At 69.4% G+C, this 19,692-nt stretch carries 20 protein-coding genes; 10 read left to right on the plus strand and 10 right to left on the minus strand.

What is annotated here, in order from left to right; all coding sequences use genetic code 11:
• The first annotated feature begins 4 nt into the window (after nt 1–4).
• Nucleotides 5–1,315: an AI-2E family transporter gene (locus AB0N59_RS03590; RefSeq protein ID WP_363478833.1), complete on the plus strand. Its 1,311-nt coding sequence runs from the start codon at nt 5–7 to the stop codon at nt 1,313–1,315.
• A gap of 59 nt (nt 1,316–1,374) precedes the next feature.
• On the opposite strand, the gene AB0N59_RS03595 is transcribed toward AB0N59_RS03590, so the two are convergent.
• The 7 genes from AB0N59_RS03595 to AB0N59_RS03625 form a co-directional block, all read right to left on the minus strand.
• Nucleotides 1,375–2,298, minus strand: coding sequence for an ABC transporter substrate-binding protein (locus tag AB0N59_RS03595; RefSeq protein WP_363478836.1), 924 nt, complete (start codon nt 2,296–2,298; stop codon nt 1,375–1,377).
• 19 nt (nt 2,299–2,317) lie between these two features.
• Complete coding sequence (locus AB0N59_RS03600) at nt 2,318–3,046, minus strand: ABC transporter permease subunit (RefSeq protein ID WP_363478839.1); 729 nt, start codon at nt 3,044–3,046, stop codon at nt 2,318–2,320.
• Nucleotides 3,043–3,720: an ABC transporter permease subunit gene (locus AB0N59_RS03605; RefSeq protein WP_363478842.1), complete on the minus strand. Its 678-nt coding sequence runs from the start codon at nt 3,718–3,720 to the stop codon at nt 3,043–3,045. The genes AB0N59_RS03600 and AB0N59_RS03605 overlap by 4 nt, the downstream gene beginning before the upstream one ends.
• Nucleotides 3,717–4,538 (minus strand): ATP-binding cassette domain-containing protein, encoded by an 822-nt coding sequence (locus AB0N59_RS03610; RefSeq protein ID WP_363478845.1) that lies wholly within the window; start codon nt 4,536–4,538, stop codon nt 3,717–3,719. Before AB0N59_RS03610 ends, AB0N59_RS03605 begins: the two co-directional genes overlap by 4 nt.
• A gap of 175 nt (nt 4,539–4,713) precedes the next feature.
• Complete coding sequence (locus AB0N59_RS03615) at nt 4,714–6,123, minus strand: NAD(P)/FAD-dependent oxidoreductase (protein WP_363478848.1); 1,410 nt, start codon at nt 6,121–6,123, stop codon at nt 4,714–4,716.
• A gap of 358 nt (nt 6,124–6,481) precedes the next feature.
• Nucleotides 6,482–7,588: a beta-propeller fold lactonase family protein gene (locus tag AB0N59_RS03620; RefSeq protein WP_363478851.1), complete on the minus strand. Its 1,107-nt coding sequence runs from the start codon at nt 7,586–7,588 to the stop codon at nt 6,482–6,484.
• 113 nt (nt 7,589–7,701) lie between these two features.
• Nucleotides 7,702–8,988, minus strand: coding sequence for an adenylosuccinate synthase (locus AB0N59_RS03625; RefSeq protein ID WP_204975211.1), 1,287 nt, complete (start codon nt 8,986–8,988; stop codon nt 7,702–7,704).
• A 222-nt stretch (nt 8,989–9,210) separates the two neighbouring features.
• On the opposite strand from AB0N59_RS03625, the gene AB0N59_RS03630 reads away from it, so the two are divergent.
• Both AB0N59_RS03630 and AB0N59_RS03635 read left to right on the plus strand, forming a co-directional pair.
• A complete protein-coding gene (locus AB0N59_RS03630; protein ID WP_363478855.1) occupies nt 9,211–10,140 on the plus strand; it encodes a DMT family transporter in 930 nt (309 codons plus the stop codon).
• Nucleotides 10,141–10,173: 33 nt separating this feature from the next.
• Entirely contained in the window at nt 10,174–10,875 is a 702-nt protein-coding gene (locus AB0N59_RS03635; RefSeq protein WP_363478858.1) for a Pr6Pr family membrane protein, read from the plus strand.
• Nucleotides 10,876–10,994: 119 nt separating this feature from the next.
• Here AB0N59_RS03635 and AB0N59_RS03640 read toward each other — a convergent pair whose 3' ends face one another.
• Entirely contained in the window at nt 10,995–11,549 is a 555-nt protein-coding gene (locus AB0N59_RS03640) for a hypothetical protein (protein ID WP_363478861.1), read from the minus strand.
• Nucleotides 11,550–11,641: 92 nt separating this feature from the next.
• Between AB0N59_RS03640 and AB0N59_RS03645 the strand changes: the two genes are divergently transcribed.
• The 7 genes from AB0N59_RS03645 to AB0N59_RS03675 are packed head-to-tail and all read left to right on the plus strand — an operon-like array spanning nt 11,642 to nt 17,997.
• On the plus strand, nt 11,642–12,706 hold the full coding sequence (locus AB0N59_RS03645; protein ID WP_204975205.1) for a MoxR family ATPase: 1,065 nt from the start codon (nt 11,642–11,644) through the stop codon (nt 12,704–12,706).
• A gap of 8 nt (nt 12,707–12,714) precedes the next feature.
• Nucleotides 12,715–13,605, plus strand: coding sequence for a DUF58 domain-containing protein (locus AB0N59_RS03650; protein ID WP_363478864.1), 891 nt, complete (start codon nt 12,715–12,717; stop codon nt 13,603–13,605).
• Nucleotides 13,592–14,080, plus strand: a complete 489-nt coding sequence (locus tag AB0N59_RS03655) for a hypothetical protein (RefSeq protein WP_363478867.1) — start codon at nt 13,592–13,594, stop codon at nt 14,078–14,080. The genes AB0N59_RS03650 and AB0N59_RS03655 overlap by 14 nt, the downstream gene beginning before the upstream one ends.
• Entirely contained in the window at nt 14,071–15,111 is a 1,041-nt protein-coding gene (locus AB0N59_RS03660; protein ID WP_363478870.1) for a VWA domain-containing protein, read from the plus strand. Before AB0N59_RS03655 ends, AB0N59_RS03660 begins: the two co-directional genes overlap by 10 nt.
• The gene (locus tag AB0N59_RS03665; protein ID WP_363478873.1) at nt 15,108–16,106 is read left to right on the plus strand and encodes a VWA domain-containing protein; all 999 of its coding nucleotides are present in this window, start codon (nt 15,108–15,110) and stop codon (nt 16,104–16,106) included. The genes AB0N59_RS03660 and AB0N59_RS03665 overlap by 4 nt, the downstream gene beginning before the upstream one ends.
• Nucleotides 16,103–16,891, plus strand: coding sequence for a hypothetical protein (locus AB0N59_RS03670; protein ID WP_363478876.1), 789 nt, complete (start codon nt 16,103–16,105; stop codon nt 16,889–16,891). Before AB0N59_RS03665 ends, AB0N59_RS03670 begins: the two co-directional genes overlap by 4 nt.
• A complete protein-coding gene (locus tag AB0N59_RS03675; RefSeq protein ID WP_363478879.1) occupies nt 16,885–17,997 on the plus strand; it encodes a phage holin family protein in 1,113 nt (370 codons plus the stop codon). Before AB0N59_RS03670 ends, AB0N59_RS03675 begins: the two co-directional genes overlap by 7 nt.
• 37 nt (nt 17,998–18,034) lie before the next feature.
• Here AB0N59_RS03675 and AB0N59_RS03680 read toward each other — a convergent pair whose 3' ends face one another.
• Nucleotides 18,035–18,721 carry a hypothetical protein gene (locus tag AB0N59_RS03680; protein ID WP_363478882.1) on the minus strand — a complete coding sequence of 229 codons (687 nt, stop codon included), beginning with the start codon at nt 18,719–18,721 and terminating at the stop codon, nt 18,035–18,037.
• A 367-nt stretch (nt 18,722–19,088) separates the two neighbouring features.
• Entirely contained in the window at nt 19,089–19,682 is a 594-nt protein-coding gene (locus AB0N59_RS03685; protein ID WP_363478884.1) for an ATP-binding cassette domain-containing protein, read from the minus strand.
• Nucleotides 19,683–19,692 lie beyond the last annotated feature (10 nt).

A 19,692-nucleotide genomic window follows, 5' to 3' on the forward strand; every position in this document is an offset into this window, starting at 1 on the left:
CGCCATGAGCATCGAAGATCCGTCGTCGCCCACGAACCGCGGCGACAGCCCCGAGTCGCGCGCCTCCTCCCGGGCAGCTCGGGCGGCCGACGCCGCTCAGGCCGCCGAGGTCGGGGCGGCCGCCGAGGCCGACGCCGCGGCGACCTCGGCCGACGCGGCGGCGGCGGCCGAGACCGGGGCGACGACCGGCGCCATCAAGGCGGCGGAGGCGGCGGAAGCCGCTGCGCATCCTTCCCCTGCCGATGCGCCCACCCCTCGCCGTTCGACCTGGACCCGCATGGACCGGCCGTTCCGCCTCGGCTTCCTGCTGACGCTCGGCGGGCTGTCGGCGTTCCTGCTGGCGATCGCGCTCACCAACCTCTCGACGGTGCTCGTGTACGTCGCGTTCGCCCTGTTCGCCGCTCTCGGCCTGAATCCGGCCGTGCGCCTGCTCGAGCGGCGCGGCCTCTCACGCGGCCTCAGCGTCGCGACCGTGATCGTCGCGCTGGTCGTGGCCGTGGGCCTCGTGCTCGTCATGATCGTGCCGATCGTCGTCGAACAGGTCGCGTCGTTCGTGAAGTCGGTGCCAGAGGTCGTCGACCAGTTCATGCACACCGACCTGTACCTGCTGCTCGAGAAGCAGTTCGGCGACCAGATCGGCAAGCTGCTCTCCGACGGCGAGAAGCTGCTCACCGATGGCAAGACGCTGACGGCTCTGGGTGGCGGCGCCCTGAAGGTCGGCACGTCGATCGCGGAAGGCGTCTCGGCCTTCGTGATCGTCTTCGTGCTGACGCTGTACTTCGTCGTCGGCCTGCCCGGCATCATCACCGCGACGCTGCGCCTGGCTCCGGCGCGCAAGCGCCAGCAGGCTCGCGACATCGTCGATCAGATCACCGAATCGGTGGGCGGGTACGTGCAGGGCATGGTGATCCTGGCGTTCGCGAACTCGATGATGGCCCTGGCGCTGTACCTGATCCTGGGGCTTCCCTTCCCGCCGCTGATGGCGGTCGTCGCGTTCCTCGTGACGCTCATCCCCCTGGTCGGCCCGCTGCTGTTCCTCGCCATCGGCACGGTCGTCGCAGTGCTCGCCAACCCCGTCAACGCGCTGATCTTCGGCGTCGTGTATCTGATCTACATCCAGATCGAGGCGTACGTGCTGACCCCGAAGGTCATGAACCGCACGGTCTCGGTGCCGGGTCTGCTCGTCGTGATCGGCGCGCTGGTCGGCGGCACCCTGCTGGGCCTGCTCGGAGCCCTCGTCGCGGTGCCGGCCACGGCATCCATCCTCATCGTCCTGAACCAGATCTTCATCCCCCGGCAGGACGAGCGGGTCTGAGAGCACGCAAGAGGCCGGGTGGGCGAACCCACCCGGCCTCTTGCGGTCTCAGTCGAGGATCAGATCAGGCCCTTGTCCTTCAGCCACGCCTTGGCGATCTCCGGCGCCGACTTCTCGTCGACCGTGCTCTGCACGTTCATGTCGACGAGGTCTTCGGCGCTCAGCTCGGCGCTGATGCCGTCGAGCACATCGCCCACCTTGTCGGCGATGTCGCTCGAGACGATCGGCACGACGTTCGACGCGAGGATCATGTTCTCGGGGTCTTCGAGGGCGACGATGTCCTGGGTCTTGAAGGCCGGGTCGGCGGTGTAAATGTCGGCCACCTGCACCGTGCCGGCGAGCAGTGCGTCGAGCGTGCCCTGACCGGTCGCCGAGAACTTCAGGTCGATGCCGTAGGCCTCCTTCGCGCCCGCCGGGCCGTAGGGCCGCTGCTCGAACTCGGGCGCGGCGCCGATCGTGGCCGGCTCCTTGAGCTTCGACAGGTCGGCGATCGTGGTGAGCTCGTTCTCGTCGGCGAACGACTTCAGCACCGTGTAGGTGTCCTGATCGCTGGCGTCGGCGAACTGCAGCGCCGTGAGCTCGTCGGGCAGTGCGTCCTTGAGGGCGTCGAAGACGTCGTCGGGGCTGGTGGCCGTCGCCTCCTTGTCGAGGAACTCGAGCAGGTTTCCGGTGTACTCGGGGAAGACGTCGATGTTGCCCGACTCGACCTCGGGCATGTACGCGTCGCGCTGACCGATGTTGAACTTGCGCTCGACCGTGAAGCCGGCGTCTTCGAGCCCCTGGGCGTAGATCTCGGCGATGATCTCGTTCGAGTAGTACGCCTGCGAGCCGACGACGATCGTGTCGCCGCCCTTGTCGCCGCCCGTGTCGCCGGTCGGCTTGTCGAGCGGGTTGGCGTTCGATCCGCACCCGGCGAGCGCGAGAGCGGCGATGACGGCGACACCGGCGGTGAGAGCGGTGCGGGTCTTGCTGTGGGTGGACATGACGTGCCTTTCGGTGGGATCAGGCTGGTGCGGATGCCACGCGGTGAGCGCGCGACGTGGAGGAAGGGGTTCGGGATACCGGGGCGCGCAGGCCCCTGGGCACGGCGGCTCGCTGCGCGAGCGCCATGAGGAGGTCGACGATGAGGGCGAGAGCGGCGACGAGGATCGCCCCGCCGAGCACCTGGTCGAATCGGCTGAGGGGGATGCCCTGGATGATGGGCCATCCGAGTCCGCCGAGGTTGACGTACGCGGCGATGGTGACGGTGGCGATCACCTGCAGCAGCGCAGAGCGCAGGCCTCCGATCAGCAGCGGGAGGCCGAGGCGCAGCTCGACCTTGGTGAAGATCTGCCACTCGGTCATGCCCATGGCACGCGCGGCATCGATCACGCGGCGGTCGATCGCCTCGAGTCCGGTGTACGCGCCGGCGAGCAGAGACGGGATGGCGAGCAGCACGAAGGTGATGACGGCGGCGAGAGGCGTCTGCAGGATGCCGAGCACGAGCACCAGCAGCACCAGCAGCCCGAACGACGGGATCGCACGCGCGGCACCCGAGATGGCGACGGCGATCTCGCGGCCACGGCCCGTGTGCCCGATGAGCCATCCGGCGGGCAGGGCGATCGCAGCGGCGACGGCCACCGAGACGATCGTGTACAGCAGGTGCTGGCCGAGCAGGATCGGCAGCGCGTATGTGCCCTCGAGCCGGTCGGGCGAGAACAGCCAGGCGAACGCGTCGGCGAAGAGGTTCATGCGCCCACCGCCTTCAGGCGGGTGCCGCGGGCACGGATGGTCGCCGCGCGCGTCCACGGCATGAGCATGCGCCCGGCGAGCACGAGGACGAGATCGACGGCCAGGGCGATGACGACCACGGCGACGACACCGGCGAGCACCTCGGGGATGAGCCTTCGCTGCTGCCCGTTGGTGAACAGGTAGCCGAGGTTCGTGACGCCGATGAGGATGCCGACGGTCGCGAGCGAGATGGTCGACACGGCCGTCACCCGCAGCCCGGCGAGGATCACGGGGCCCGCGAGCGGAAGCTCGACCGCGAAGAAGCGCCGGGGCGCGGCGTAGCCCATCGCCGTCGACGCCTGCAGCACGTCGGCATCGACCGAGTCGAGGCCGTCGGCGACCGCGCGCACGAGGATCGCCACGGCGTAGATGGTCAGTGCGGCGATGAGGTTCTTCTCGCTGATCACCGAGTACCCGAGCGCCGCGGGCATGAGGATCAGCAGGGCGAGCGAGGGGATCGTGTACAGCAGTCCGGTGAGCACGATGACCGGACCACGCACCAGACGGTAGCGCCATGCGACCCAGCCGAGCGGCACCGACAGCAGCAGGCCGAGCAGGATGGGGATCAGGCTCTGGCGCAAGTGGATCACCGTGAGCTCGACGATGAGCCCCAGGTTGTCCACCACCCAGTTCATTCCGGGTCCTCCACCAGGCGCCCCTGCGTGCGCCCCTCGGAGTCGACGACGACCGCGCCGTTCGGCGTCTGCTTGACCGTCAGCGCACGGCGGCCTCGCTCAGCGCCGATGAACGCCTCGACGAAGGCATCCGCCGGGTTCTCGATGATCTCGCTGGGGCTGCCCACCTGCACGATCCGCGCCCCGCGATCGAGGATCACGACCTGATCGCCGAGCAGGAAGGCCTCGTCGATGTCGTGGGTGACGAAGACGACGGTCTTGTCGAGCTCGACCTGCAGGCGGATCAGCTCCTGCTGCAGATCGGCCCGCACGATGGGGTCGACCGCGCCGAACGGCTCGTCCATCAGCAGGATGTTCGGATCGGCGGCGAGTCCTCGCGCGACTCCGACGCGCTGCTGCTGACCGCCCGAGAGCTGGCTCGGATAGCGATCGGCGAGCGACCGGTCGAGTCCGACCGTGTCGAGCATCTCGCGCGCACGCGCGTGGGCGTCGCGCCGCGAGACGCCCGTGAGCCGCAGCACCGTGGCGACGTTGTCGAGCACGGTGAAGTGCGGCATGAGGCCGGAGTTCTGCATGACGTAGCCGATGCGCCGGCGCAGCGCGACCGGATCGCCGCCGAGCACGCTCTCGCCGTCGATCTCGACCTCGCCCGAGGTCGGCTCGACCATGCGGTTGATCATGCGCAGCAGCGTCGTCTTGCCGCATCCGGACGACCCGACGAACACGGTGGTCTTGTGCGCCGGGATGACAAGACTGAAGTCGTCGACGGCGCGCGTGCCATCGGGGAACGTCTTGGTGACCGATCGGAACTCGATCATCAGCTCGCGACTCCTACGGGGACAGCTCTCATGCACGTACCTCCTGGCATCCATTCGAGCGTAGGCGACGGGTCGGACATTCCGGCCGGATCGCACAGAGATTCCCGGTCCACGACTCCCGTTCGGAGCCGCCCGCGCAGCGGATTGGCCGCGCGACGCACAGCCCGGCTGGGGATCACGCGGACTGCCTGCCGTACTCCTCGAGCAGCCGCAGCCAGATCTCGCTCATCGTCGGATACGCCGGCACGGCGTGCCAGAGCCGGCTGATCGGCACCTCGCCGGCCACGGCGATCGTCGCCGCCTGCAGCATCTCGGCGACGTCGGCACCGACGAAGGTCGCGCCGACGATCACCTCGCGCTCGGTATCGACCACCATCCGCGCCTGCCCCTGGTAGCCGTCGGCGTGCAGGCCGGCGCCCGAGACCCAGCCGAGGTCGTAGTCGACCACCTCGACCTCACGGCCGGACTCGCGCGCGGCATCCGCCGTCAGCCCGACCGAGGCGACCTCGGGCTCGCTGAACACGACCTGCGGCACCGCGGCGTGATCGGCCGTCGCGACGTGACGGCCCCATGCGTCGTCGGCGACGACCTCGCCGCGCGAGCGGGCCGCGATCACGTCGCCGGCGGCACGCGCCTGGTACTTGCCCTGATGCGTGAGCAGCGCGCGGCCGTTGACGTCGCCGACCGCGTACAGCCAGTCGCTGCCCGGCACGCGCATCGTGTCGTCGACCTCGATCGACCGGCCAGGCTCGAGCCCCACGACCTCGAGCCCGATGTCGGCGCTGCGCGGACGGCGCCCCGTCGCCACCAGCACCTCGGCCGCCGTGATCTCGTCGCCGCCGTCGAGGGTCAGGGTGACCCGGTCGCCTTCGCGCCGCACGGCGGAGGTGCTGCTGTTCAGCCGCACGTCGACGCCCAGGCCGCGCAGCCCCTCGACGACCCGCTCTCCGGCGAACGGCTCCATGCGCTCGAGCAGTCCGTGCCTGGCGATCAGCGTGACCGTCGAACCGAGTCCCGCGTACACCGTCGCCATCTCCACGCCGACCACCCCGCCGCCGATGACCGCGACCGATTCGGGCACGTGATCCGCCCCTGTCGCCTCGCGGCTCGTCCACGGCTGCGCCTCGGCCAGACCAGGGATGCCCGGGATCACGGCATCCGACCCCGTCGCGACCGCCACCGCGTGCCTGGCGCGCAGCACCCGCTCGCCGTCGGCCGTCGTCACGGTGACCTCGCGTTCTGCGGTGAGCCGCCCGTGGCCCCGCACGAGGTCGATGCCCGCGTCTCGCAGCCACGTCACCTGGCCGTCGTCCGACCAGTTCGAGACGAAGCCATCGCGCCGTGCCAGCACCTCGGCGGGCGTGATGGAGCCGCCGTCGACGCCGCGCACGTGCTGCGCGGCGCGCAGCGCCTGCATCGGCCGCAGCAGCGCCTTCGACGGGGTGCACGCCCAGTACGAGCATTCGCCGCCGACGAGCTCGCTCTCGACGATCACGACGGTCAGCCCGCCCTGCACCGCTCGATCTGCCACGTTCTCGCCGACGGGGCCCGCGCCCAGGACGATGAGGTCGTATTCGTCGCTCATTCCGCCAGTCTCGCCGACCGAGCGGATCTTCGCCGGGGCTTGACACGCGGTTCGCGGGTTCACATCTCAGGAGATGTGGGGCCGACGGGGCCGGTTTCGGGCGGAATCAGCCCTTCGGGCCCCAGTTCTCCTGAGTTGTGACCGGCAGGCCGCGCGCACCGCAGCCGGGCCGGCCTCACCTCGGCCGGCCCGGCCCCGGGCGCTTGACCGCCGTTCCCGCATTCACAACTCCGGAGAAACGCACCGGTCGGCGCCGTTTCGGGCCGGAATCGGGCCCTCGGGCCGCAAGTCTCCGGAGTTGTGACGGACAGCCCACCGCGACTCAAGCGGGCCGCGCCGGCCAGGCAGCGTGCCCGGCTCAGCGCGCCGGGATGACCACGGTCGGCGTGGGCGCCTGGGTGACATGGCGCACATCGCGCGGAGCGCCGGTGCGCTCATCGAGATCGACCACGCTGACCGTGCCCGAGCGCTGCCCCGACACCAGCAGGGTGCCGTCATAGACGAGGTGATGGCGCGGCCAGTCGACGCCCGCATCGGCGAGCGCGAGCGGCTCGAGCACCTCGCCTCCGCCGCGCACGCGCAGAGCTGCGAGCGTGTTGCTGCCGCGCAGCGCGGTGTACAGCGTGTCGCCGTCGCGCGAGACCGCGAGCTCGGCCGGGAAGTCGACGCCGACCTGCGCGATCGGCGAGGCGGAGGTCGCCGAGACGAGGCCCCAGCTGCCGTCTCGGGCGGATGCCAGGGTGAACACCTCGCACGAGTACTCGGTCACCACGTGCAGGTGGCCGCTGGGGTGCAGCACCATGTGCCTCGGGCCGGTTCCCCGTGGCAGCACGACCTCGTGGTCGAGTGCGAGCGCCTGCCCCGACGCGCGCCAGATGCGCACCAGGTCGAACCCGAGGTCGGTGGTCGCGATGCGCCCGCCGGGCAGGAACACCGCGGCGTGCGCGTGCGACTGCCGCGGTTCTTCGCCGGCAGGCGTGGGGTGCGGGTCACGGGCACGCTGCGGATCGGCATCCGCACCGTCCGCTGCATCCGTCTCTCCGAAGAGCGCGGCGCGCAGAGCCGCCGCCTTGTCGACGCCGGCGGGCACCAGCGCGCCGACGTCGGCGATGCCGAAGCGCACGACCTGTCCGTCTCCGTAGCAGCTGGCGACGAGCATCCGTCCGCCGGGCGAGACCGCGAGGTGACAGACCCCGTCGCCGGCACGCAGGGGCCGGCCGAGTGGGCGCAGCTCCCCTTCGCCCGAGCGCGCGAACGCCTGCACGGTGCCCTCGCCCTCGAGCGCGGCGTAGACGACGTCGAGCGTGGGGTGCGCCGCGAGCCACGAGGCGGATGCCACGCCTGCGGCGACCCCGCGGTACCTGAGCGTCGACGGTCCGCGGCCGTCATCGACCGACAGGAGGCCGATGCCCTCGGCATCCCCGTCCATGTCGGCGCCGTAGCCGCCGACCCAGAAGCGCGTCATGCATGGTCCTCTCCGCTCGCCGAGCTCACCACTTCGCGTCGGACGCACCACTTCCCGACGTCGGCAGGTGGTGCGCTCGAGGGCAAGTGGTGCATTCCGCGAGCCGAGCCCGCTCAGTCGATCAGGTCGTGGCGCACGATGACCTGGTCGCGGGCCGGACCCACGCCGATCACCGAGATGCGGGTGTTGCTCATCTTCTCCAGCGTCAGCACGTAGTCGCGCGCGTTCTGCGGCAGCTCGTCGAACGTGCGCGCCTTCGAGATGTCTTCGCTCCAGCCGGGGAACGATTCGTAGATCGGCTTGGCGTGGTGGAAGTCGGTCTGGTTGACGGGCACCTCGTCGAAGCGGGTGCCGTCGACGTCGTACGCCACGCACACCGGGATCTGCTCGAGGCCCGTCAGCACGTCGAGCTTGGTGAGCACGATGTCGGTGATGCCGTTGACGCGGGTCGCGTAGCGGGTGATGGGGGCGTCGTACCAGCCCGTGCGACGCTCGCGCCCGGTGGTGGTGCCGTACTCGCCGCCGGTCTTGCGCAGCCACTCGCCGACCTCGTCGTCGAGCTCGGTCGGGAAGGGGCCCGATCCGACGCGGGTCGTGTAGGCCTTCACGATGCCGACGATGCGGTCGAGGCGGTTGGGTCCGACGCCGGATCCGGATGCCGCGCCCGCGGCCGTCGCGGTCGACGAGGTCACGAAGGGGTAGGTGCCGTGGTCGACGTCGAGCATGGTCGCCTGACCGGCCTCGAACACGACGACCTCGCCGCGGTTGAGCGCCTCGTCGACCAGGTGACCGGTGTCGGCGACCATCGGGCGCAGCCGCTCGGTGTACCCGAGCAGGTCGTCGACGATCTCGTCGACGGTGATCGAGCGACGGTTGAAGACCTTCACCAGCAGGTGGTTCTTCTGGTCGAGGGCACCTTCGACCTTCTGGCGCAGGATGTTCTCGTCGAACAGGTCCTGCACCCGGATGCCGACGCGGTTGATCTTGTCGGCGTAGGCCGGGCCGATGCCGCGGCCGGTGGTGCCGATGCGGCGGTTGCCGAGGAAGCGCTCGGTGACCTTGTCGAGCGTGCGGTGGTACGCGGTGATGATGTGCGCGTTGGCGCTGATCTTCAGACGCGACGTGTCGACGCCGCGGGCGTCGAGCGCGTCGAGCTCCTGGAAGAGCACGGCCAGGTCGACGACGACGCCGTTGCCGATCACGGCGTTGACGCCGGGGCTCAGGATGCCGGACGGCAGCAGGTGCAGGGCGTACTTCTCGTCGCCGATGACGACGGTGTGGCCGGCGTTGTTGCCGCCGTTGAATTTGACCACCCAGTCGGTGCGCTCACCGAGAAGGTCGGTGGCCTTGCCCTTGCCCTCGTCGCCCCACTGGACGCCGACGATCACGATTCCTGGCATGCGTGTACCCCCTGGTGCTGCACGCGTTCGCCGGGTTTGCACCGGCAGATGAGCTGGCCCTGATCGGGCGACACCATCCTATCGGAGAGCCCTTTCAGGGCATTCTGAGGGGTCTTCGCGTGACGCGCCTCCGCGCCGGCCGCGGCCGGGTGGCAGGAATGCGACGGATGCTGTCGCTGAGCCTGCTCGCCCGATGTCGGCGGCACCTGCGACGATCAGAAGATGCCCGCATCCACCGACCCCGTCACCCGCGTCGCGCCCTCCGAGGCGCCGCGGTCGAGCGGACCGCTCGTGCTGCTCGCCGCGCTCGTGACGGTCGTGCTCTGGGCATCCGCGTTCATCGGCATCCGCGGCGCCGGTCCGCACTACGAGCCGGGTGCGCTGGCACTGCTGAGAATGGCGGTCGGAACGGCGGTGCTCACTCTCATCGCGCTGCGCCACGGCATCCGGCTTCCCGAGCGGCGGCACTGGTGGCTGGTGGCGGTCTGGGGGGTCGGCTGGTTCTGCGTCTACAACCTCGCGCTCAACGCCGCCGAGCTCACGCTCGATGCCGGAACAGCGGCGATGGTCGTCAACCTCGCGCCTCTCATGGTGGTCGTGTTCAGCGGCCTGTTCCTTCGCGAGGGCTTCCCCCGGCCGCTGATCATCGGTGCGCCGATCGCCTTCCTCGGCGTCGTGCTGATCGGGATGAACTCGCGGACGGATGCCGGGGTCGACGTCACCGGGCTGCTGCTGGCGCTGCTCGCGGCCGTCATGTACGCGGGGTGCACGCTGCTGCAGAAGCACCTGCTGACCTCGGGCGCCGACTCGACCACGCTCACCTGGCTCGGCGCCGCCGCCGGAACGGTCGCACTGCTGCCGTGGACGGGGCGCCTCGTCGTGGCGCTGCACACCGCACCGGTCGACGCGACGCTGTGGGTGGTCTACCTCGGCATCTTCCCCACCGCCATCGCCTTCACCACGTGGGCGTATGTGCTGCAGCGCAGCTCTGCCGGCCAGACCTCGGCGACGACCTACGTCGTGCCGGCGATCGCGATCCTGCTGTCGTGGATGATCCTCGGCGAGGTGCCTACCCCGCTGATGCTGCTCGGCGGTGCGCTGTGCCTGCTGGGAGTTCTCGTGACGCGCACCCGCTGGCGCCGGCGCACCTGACCGCTCGCGACTGCCGGTCGCTAGAGTTCGTGCATGACGACCTGGTGGCCGTGGGCTCGGCTCACAGCATCCCTCCTCGGATTCGCCGCGATCATCGCCCAGCTGACTCGCACCCTGACCAACGCCGCGCAGTCGACGACGGAATGGGGGTCGCACCTGCCCACCGTCGCGGTGAACTTCTTCAGCTTCTTCACGGTGCTCTCGAATCTCGCGGCCGCGATCACGCTGCTCGTCGCCGCCGTCTGGGCGTGGACCTCGGGCCGAGAGGTCACTCGCGAGCCCCGCTGGCTCGCCGTCGTGCTCGCCTGCGTCGCGACCTACATGATCACGACCGGCATCGTGTACAACGTGCTGCTGCGGGGCATCGAGCTGCCGCAGGGTTCGACGGTGCCGTGGTCGAACGAGGTGCTGCACGTCGTCATCCCGCTGTTCCTGCTGGCTGATGTGCTGCTCGCGCCGAAGCGCCGGATGCTGAGCTGGCCCGCCCTCGGGGTCATCGCGGCGTTCCCCATCGCCTGGGCGATCTACACCCTGGTGCGCGCGAACCTCGTGACCTCGCCGGGCACGGGCGACCCGTACTGGTATCCGTACCCGTTCCTCGACCCACACCTCACTCCCGGGGGCTATCTCGGGGTCGCCGGCTACATCGTCGGCATCGCCGTGGCGATCATCGCGGTCGGCGCCGGCGCGATCTGGTGGTCTCGCCGCCGGGCCGAGGCCCGCGCCTCCCGCTGACGCCGGCCCGCCCGCCCGCCCGCCCGCCCGAGAGGTCACAAAAGCACCGGAAGCGCGCCGTAGCGGTGCCTTTTCGACCTCTCGGTCGCGCGACCCCGGCGGAGCAGGCCTGCGAGACGCTAGGCCACCCGGGAGCAGGTGCCCGTCACGTCACCGGCGACCGAGTTGCCGTCGCCGTTCGCCTGCACGCCGTCGGCGCAGAGCAGGTCGCCGCCCACGGAGTTCTTCACCAGCGTCGCGCTGCGGACGCCCACGATGTTCAGGGTGCCGCCGATCGTGGAGAGCTTGACGACAGCGCCGCCGTGCGCATCGACCGTGAGGTCGCCGCCGACGTTCGCCTCGACGATGGTCAGCTGCTCGGCTCCGGTCACCTCGATCGCTCCGTCGAAGTCGCCGCCGATGATCTTGACGATCCGGAACGACGAGAACGACAGATCGCCGGCGGCCGTCGCGTTCTCGAGCATGCACACGTCACCCTCCGATCCGGATGCCGTCTCGCACAGCTCATCGGCGGCGTCCGCCGCGGAGGGCTCGTCTGCGGCATCCGGAGTGGCGGGAGCGGATGTCGAAAGCGAAGCGTCCGGCGCCGTCTCGTCGGCGGCCGGTGCCGCGCAGCCGACGAGTCCGAGAGTCAGAAGGGCGGTGAGGGCGAGAGCAGGGATGAGGCGGGGCATCCCTCCATCCTCTCGCGGATGAGCTGGGCGGTTACCCTTGACCGGGGGTCTTCGGTCGTCGACGCATCCCTGAGGCGCACGAGGAGTGAGAGATGTCTGAGTTCCCGATTTCCGAGTCGACCTCATCGGCGCCGCCCCCGCCGCCCCTGCCCGCTGCGCCCGCCGGAGCAGCGCCGCTTTCGAACGACGACCTCGCCCGCGCACAGCGCATCCTCACCGTCATCTCCGACTCGTACGCGACGAAGATGGTCGGGCAGGATCGCCTGCGGATGAGCCTGCTGGTCGCGCTGATCGCGGGCGGGCACATCCTGCTCGAATCGGTGCCCGGGCTCGCGAAGACGACGGCCGCGAGCACGCTCGCCGACACGGTGAAGGCGAGCTTCAAGCGCATCCAGTGCACTCCCGATCTGCTGCCGAGCGACATCACCGGCAGCCAGATCTACGACGCCGCGACGGGCAGCTTCCGCACCGTGCTCGGGCCTGTGCATGCGAACTTCGTGCTGCTCGACGAGATCAACCGCTCGAGCGCGAAGACCCAGTCGGCGATGCTCGAGGCGATGCAGGAGCGCCAGACGACGATCGGCGGCGAGGTGCATCCGCTTCCCCGGCCGTTCCTCGTCATCGCGACGCAGAACCCGATCGAGCAGGAGGGCACCTACGAGCTGCCCGAGGCGCAGATGGACCGCTTCCTTCTGAAGGCGATCGTCGAGTATCCGAGCCCCGCCGAGGAGTTCGAGATCCTCAATCGCATCGACTCCGGCGCGCTCGACCCCGACCGGCACGTGCCCGGCGCGATCAGCCTCGATGACGTGCACGACCTGCAGGACATCGCGTCGCGTGTGTACATCGACCCGGCGATCCGCAACTACATCGTTCAGCTGGCCTATGTGACCCGCAACCCTGCGCCGTACATCGGCGAGGAGCGCGCCCGGTTCATCAAGTACGGAGCGAGCCCGCGCGCGAGCATCGCCTTCCTGCAGGCGTCGCGGGCACTTGCTCTGCTCAACGGGCGCACGCACGTGCTGCCGGAAGACGTGCGGTCGCTCCGCCACCTCGTGCTGCGTCACCGTGTGCTGCTGACGTTCGAGGCCGATGCCGAGGGCGTGCGCAGCGAAGACATCATCGACGAGATCTTCGCGTCGGTCCCCACGCCGTAACCTGCGCCATGGCCAGCCTGATCACCCAGGTGAAGAGCAAGCTCTTCATCCGCTCGTCGCAGAAGTCGATGCACGCGCTGGACGGCGCGTACGCATCGCTGCTGCGCGGGCGCAGCCTCGACTTCGAGGATCTGCGCCCCTACGAGTTCGGCGATCAGGTGCGCGACATCGACTGGCGGGCGACCGCCCGGCAGGGCGAACCGCTCATCAAGCGGACCAAGGCGACACGCAAGCACACGGTGCTCTTCCTCGTCGATTCCGGTCGCGGCATGAAGGCCCTTGCCGAAGACGAGCAGAGCAAGCGCGATCTCGTGGTGCTGCTGACCGGCGCCCTCGGCTTCCTCACCGTGCGGCACGGCGACGACTTCTCTGTCGTCTACGGCGACACGGCCCGCGTGCGCCGGCTGGCGACCGGCAGCAGCGAGGGCGCGCTCGAGCACGCGCTGCGCACGATCAGCTCGGCGATCGACGAGGCCACCGCGATGGGCAACCGTGATGCCCTGCTGCGCTACGCCGCGCGCAACATCTCGCGCCGCATGATCGTGGTGCTCATCACCGACGAGGCTCCGATGACCGGCGAGACCGAGGGGCTGCTGCGACGGCTCAAGGTGCAGCACGACGTGCTGTGGCTGACCGTCCGCGACGCCGACCCCGTGATCCGCCGCGGCTCGGGTGGAACGCACCGCCGCGACGTCGACAGCGACTGGCTGATCCCCGACTTCGTGCACGGCGACGTCGACGTGATGGCCGAGCTCGCCGCCGACGAAGCGGCGCACACCGCCCGGCGCGACGCCGCGCTGCGCCGGCTCGAGATCACGCACGCCGAGTTCGGCGGTCAGGCGTCGGCGGTTCCGGCGCTGCTCGCGATGCTCAACAGGAGGTCGCATGCCCGCTCCTGACGAGCTCTATCCGCCCGCGCAGTACGGCTGGGGATGGCTGGTGCTGGCCATTGGCATCCTGCTGCTGCTCGCCGCCGCGGCCTGGCTGCTGATCTTCCTCACGCGGCCGAAACGCAGCATCCATCTCGCGGGTGAGACGACCTTCACCCCGCCGACCGCGGCGGTGCTCGAACAGCTGCGTGGCGAGTATCTCGCCGATGTGCAGCGCATCGAAGATGCATACCGTTCTGGGAATATTCCTCCTCGACAGGCCAACCTCGACCTCAGCCGCGTGGTGCGCGCGTTCGTCAACGAGTACTCCGGGCTCGAGGCGCCGGTGCTCTCCCTCGACGATCTCGTCGCCCGCGGTGTCGACCCGGCACTCATCGACGCGATCCGCCGGCACTACTACCCGAGCATCTTCCAGCGCGGCCCCGCGATCGATCCGATCTACGGTGCCGAGGCCGCCCGAAAGGTGGTCACGACATGGCACTGAGCATGTGGTGGATGCTGCTGGTCGCCCTCGGCGCGCTCGTCGCGGCGATCGTGGTCGGGGTGCTGCTCGGCATCCGCTCCCGCGACCGGCGAGACGACCGCCCGGCAGCCCTCGTCTCACGGGCCGAGCGGCTGCGGGCGCTGCCGTCGTTCCGCACTGCGGTGCGGCGACGGATGACGCTGCTGTCGGCCATCGTCGCCCTCGGCGCCGTCGCAGTGCTGCTCGGCGGCGTGGTGGCCGCGCGCCCGATGGCGCCGAAGACCGTGCAGCCCGTCAACACCAGCCGCGACATCATGCTCTGCCTCGACGTGTCCGGATCGATGTCGGAGGTCGACGTCGAGGTGCTGAGCGTCTTCGAAGAGCTGCTGAAGGGCTTCGAGGGCGAGCGGATCGGGCTCACGATCTTCAACAGCTCGCCCGTGCAGGTCTTCCCACTCACCGACGACTACACCTTCGTGCGCGAGCAGCTGCAGAACGTGCGCGGCAGCTTCGACTACGGCGACGAGACGCCGGAGCACTGGGTCGGCACGCTCAACGGACCTGGTGCCTCGCTGATCGGCGACGGCCTCGCCGCGTGCACCATGCGCTTCGACCATCAGGACGACGAGCGCAGCCGGTCGGTGATCCTCGCGACCGACAACGAGCTCGCCGGCGCCTCGATCCTCACGATCGAAGAGGCCGCCCAGTACGCGAAGTCGAAGAGCGTGCGCGTCTTCGCGCTCAACCCCGTGCAGGGCAAGGATGCGCAGGTCAGCGCTCAGCTCTCGGATGCGGCCGCGATCACCGGCGGGCAGTCGTACGCGCTGCGCGATACGACGACCGTCGGCGACATCATCTCCGAGATCCAGAAGCAGGAGGCGACTGCTCTCAAGGGGCAGGCGCAGGTGGTGCTCGTCGACAGCCCTAACCTGTGGATCGCTCTGATGCTCGTCACCGTGCTCGGGTTCATCGTCGTGCTGGTCTTCGTGCGAGACGCCGGACGGGTGCGCGACACCCGAAGCGTCCCGGATGCCGGAAGGGGGCGCGCATGATCTTCCAGCCCGTTCTGCATCCGATCCTGCTCGCGCTGCTCTGCGCAGTGCCGGCGTTCTTCGTGATCCGCGCTCTCGTGAAGGGTTCATCGCGCGGTCTCTGGGCGCTTCGCCTCGGCATGATCGTCGTCGTCTTCGCGATGCTGCTGCGCCCTGGAATTCCCGGAGGCACCTCTCAGACGCTCGCGACCGACACCGATGTCGTGATCGTCGTCGACACGACCGCGAGCATCGTCGCCGAGGACTGGGCCGGCGACCGGCCGCGCATCGACGGCGTGCGCGCCGACGTGCAGGCGATCGTCGACGAGTACCCCGGCGCTCGTTTCGCGCTGATCAGCTTCGACGCGGCGGCGCAGCTGCGCCTGCCGCTGACGACCGATGCCACGGCGCTCATGTCGTCGCTCGACGTGATGCGCCCCGAGGTCACCGACCAGTCGCGCGGATCGTCGATCGGCATCGCGAACCGGATGCTGGCCGACACCCTCTCGGCGGCGGCCAAGGCATCACCCGAGCGGGCGCGCATGGTGTTCTACCTCGGCGACGGCGAGCAGACCGCCTCACGCGAGCCGGAGTCGTTCGCGTCGAGTGCGAAGTACGTCGACGGCGGTGCCGTGCTCGGCTACGGCACGACCGACGGCGGCCCGATGAAGAAGACGACCGGTGCCGGTGCCGCGGCCGGCGAGTACATCGAGTACCAGGGCGCGCCGGCGATGTCGGTGATCGATGAAGACGCTCTGCGCCAGGTGTCGGAGCAGCTCGGCGTCGAGTATCAGCTGCGGGCTGCGGATGCCGAGATCGAGCTGCCGCAGGCGCCGACGAGCACCACCGATTACGCGGCCTCGGGAGAGGTCGGCAACGTCATCGAGCTGTACTGGATCGCCGCTCTCGCTCTGATCGCCCTGCTGGCCGTCGAGGTGGCCATCGCGACGATGTCGATCGTGAGGCTGCGCGGGCTCTCGACCTCCGCGCGACGCGAGAAGGGGGCGACCTCATGACCGACGTGACCTCCCCCACGTACGCCGACGCCGCTGCGGCTCTGCTCGCCGTGAATCGCCGGCGCCGCAGCATCCGGCGCGGGGTCGCGATCGCGACGCTGCCCCTCACGCTCGCCGCGCTGCTGCTCGTGATCAAGCTGCTCAGCATGTACGCGTTCGCGCATACATCGATCAGCTCGTTCGTCTCGGGGGCGTACGCCGAGTCGGAGTCGGCCGCACGCGGACAGGACGTGCTCAACTGGTTCGAGCCGGTCAGGGCGCCGTACAACATCGGCACCGCTCTCGCCGGGGCCGAGAAGCTCGACGCCGCGCGTTCTGAGCTCGAGCGGGCGCTTCCGCTCGCGCAGGGCCTCGAGGTCTGCCCCGTGCTGATCAACCTCTCGCTCGTCGTCGAGCGGCAGGGCGACGCCGCGCAGGCCGACGGTGACGCTGCGAAGGCAGCCGAGCTGTACGGCGAGGCGCTCGAGATCACCGTCGAGACGCCCGAGGAGTGCAGCAGTGACGAGGCGCAGCGGCAGTCGCCGCAGCCCGATCGCGACATGAGCGAAACGCTCGACGAGAACCAGCAGCGTCAGCAGGAGAAGCAGCGGCAGAGCCAGCAGCCCCCTCCCGAGCAGCCGGACCAGCCCGAGCAGGGTGAGGGCGAGCAGTCCGAGACCCCGCAGGACAAGCTCGACGACATCGAAGACCGTCTCAACCAGGGCGCGCAGGAGCGCGAGGATCAGCTCGGCGGCGGCCAGGGCGGCGACGGCGAAGGCGGCGGCGGAACGGACAAGCCGTGGTAGATCGTCAGCGCAGCAAATACGTCGGCGGGGCCGAGGGGGCGCCGCCCCTTCCCCCGCCCGGAGGGTACGCGGGTGCCGCCCGTGCACGGGGAGGGCTGGATGCCGCGGCCGGCCTGCCCCAGGCATCCGGAATCAGCTACACCGACCCCGCGACCGCCGGCCGCAAGGCGGGGGTCAACGCGCTCGGACTCGTCGCCATCTCGGCGACAGCCATCTTCGTGGTGATCCTGCTGCTGCTCATGCTCGCCGGAGGCACCGACGCCCTCTACGGAGTGACGCTGCTCGTGCTGCAGCTGGCGATCGTCGGGGTGATCGTGGCGGCCATGCTGACCGTGAGGGGCCGGATGCTGGGCGCGATCGCCCTCGCCGTCTCGCTCGTCTTCAACGTGGCGACGGTGGGCGCGATGGGTGCCCTGCAGTCGGCGGCGAATCAGGCGTACGACGGCACCAAGTCCGAGCGGCAGCGGCATGAAGAGGCGTACCCCGGCGTCAAGGACCATTCGCCGCAGGATGCCCTGAGCGGCCCGTCGCTGGAAGAGGTGCAGGCCGAGGGCGATGCCCTGATGGCCGCGATCCGCGAACGGGTCTCGGATCGCTTCGGCTACACGTGGGTGCAGAACGGCAAAGACGACGTCAGCCCCGAACGCAACGGCTACGGCGGCGAGTCGATGCTGCGCAGGTACACGTCGACGGTGTGGACGACCGAGCAGCCCGTGCAAGACGACACTCGCAAGCGGGAGATCATGCGCACGATCGGCGAAGTGCTGGTCGAGCGAGGCATGAGCGACCTGTACCCCCTGAACGAGATCGACACCGGCATCTCACCCGACATGGTGGCGAAGCTGTACGGCTCGACCGAACCCGCACGGCAGCACACCTGGGAGTACTACAGCGACACCTTCCCCGACCCGCTGTACTTCTACGCGTACGCGTACGATCTGTCGAACGATCCGACCGGCGACTTCCGCACTCAGCGCGAGGCGATCGCGAAGCAGACCGGCGAGCCGCTCGAAGGCATCCAGCTCGTCGTCTTCGCCCGTCGCGTGCTGCCCGAGGCCGACCGTGCCGAGTTCGAGAAGCGACTGCAGGAGTATCCGGGGTTCTGACGCGCAGCCCGGTCGTGGAGCGAGCGCGGCTGGCACCCTACGTCCCTTCGCGAACCAGGGAGAAGGGGTTCTTGATGAAGAGCAAGGCGATCCCGAGCGGCACCGCCACCAGATCCGATGCAAGCAGTTGCCCGACGGCGAGGAGCGCCGACTCCAACCCTGCACCGCTGTGCATCTGAGGAAAAGCGCAGAAGGTGAACGCTGACGTCGCCAGCTGAGGCGCAACCACGAGCACAGTCGCCTCGAGGCAGAGCCCGGCGGTCAGCGCCCCGACCTCTGCACCCAAGAGTCGATAGAGGGCGAAGTCGGATCTGCGCACCATCCACGCGGCAAGAAGCATCATCAGGGACCCTGCTCCTGCGACGACCGAGATCATGCGCCCTGGGCGCGACTCGAGGAGCGATTGCGGGGAGTCTGTGACATCCCCTCGCGCAATCAGCGGGGCGATGAGCACATCGTCAGCACCGAACCACGTTGTCAGCAGAGCATCCACGCCCGCATGTCGGTCCGGCTCCGCGACGACGAGACAGCTGTTCGCAGAGAAGGTCGGCGGATGGATGACGAGGACCTCTGCGTTGACCCGGGGATCACGCAATGATGGTGACGCGACGGCGTCCACCTCGAGTGCGATGGATTGCTCCGGAGAGGTGATGCCCGAGCCCGAGATCAGATGCCGCGACTCCGCCGCCGTTGCGCCCGCGATCACTTCGGAGGCAGGATCCATGCCCGGAAGAACTGCTTGAGCATAGCCCCGCGTGACCGCTCGTACCTTCGCTCCATCCGCCTCAGAGCTCAGCAGGGATCCTCGGGCGCCCGCCGCTCGGACGCCTTCCACCGTGTTGAGCTGCTCGCAGCGCACGGCATCGACTCCTCCTGGACGGGAAGCAGACACCATCAGGCTCGTGGAGCCCGCCGAAACGAGATCATCCCGGAGGTCGAGAATCCGGGTGACCTCAGCGCTGGTGAGACCGAGCGCGAGAGCGCCCGACGCCGCTGCCCCGAGCATGACGAAACCTGAAAGTAGCCGACGAGCGCGCAGATTCGCAGTCGTCTCTCGCAGAGAACGACGGATGCTCAGCCGATGCCGAGTCTCACGCACGGACACGAATCCGCCCGCCCTCCACGCTCAGGATCTCATCGCATCGCCGCGCGACATACTCGTCATGAGTGGCGACCAGAATGAGCCGACCCGCGTCGACGACCGCTTGCAACGCATCGCACACGAGGCTGCGTGAGCGCGCATCGAGCGATGCTGTCGGTTCATCCGCGAGGAGAATCTCTGCTCCGGAGACGATTCCTCTTGCTACGGCGACGCGCTGCCTCTCTCCGCCCGACAGCCTTCCCACTGGTTCGTCTGCCAGCGGCCCGATAGCCAGGCGCTCAAGCACATCACGCACCGTAGGGCTTTCGCGGTGCACTTCCACCCCGCGGCACTCCGCGCCGAGCGCGACGTTCTCCCATACCGTGCGACGCGTGAGAAGCGGCGACGACTGCACGATCCAGGCGACGTCGTTCTCCGTGCTGTGCTCGATGCTTCCGCTGTCGGGGACGTCGAGACCGGCGATGAGACTCAGCAGAGTGCTCTTACCCGCACCTGACGGTCCCATGATCGCCGTGCTTCCCGGACCGCGAAACTCGTGTGATGCGGACTGAAGGATCTCACGGTCACCGAAGGACTTCCCCACTGCCGAGAGC

Source organism: Microbacterium sp. NPDC089321, from assembly GCF_040684935.1.
In the GTDB taxonomy this organism is placed as follows: Bacteria; Actinomycetota; Actinomycetes; order Actinomycetales; family Microbacteriaceae; genus Microbacterium.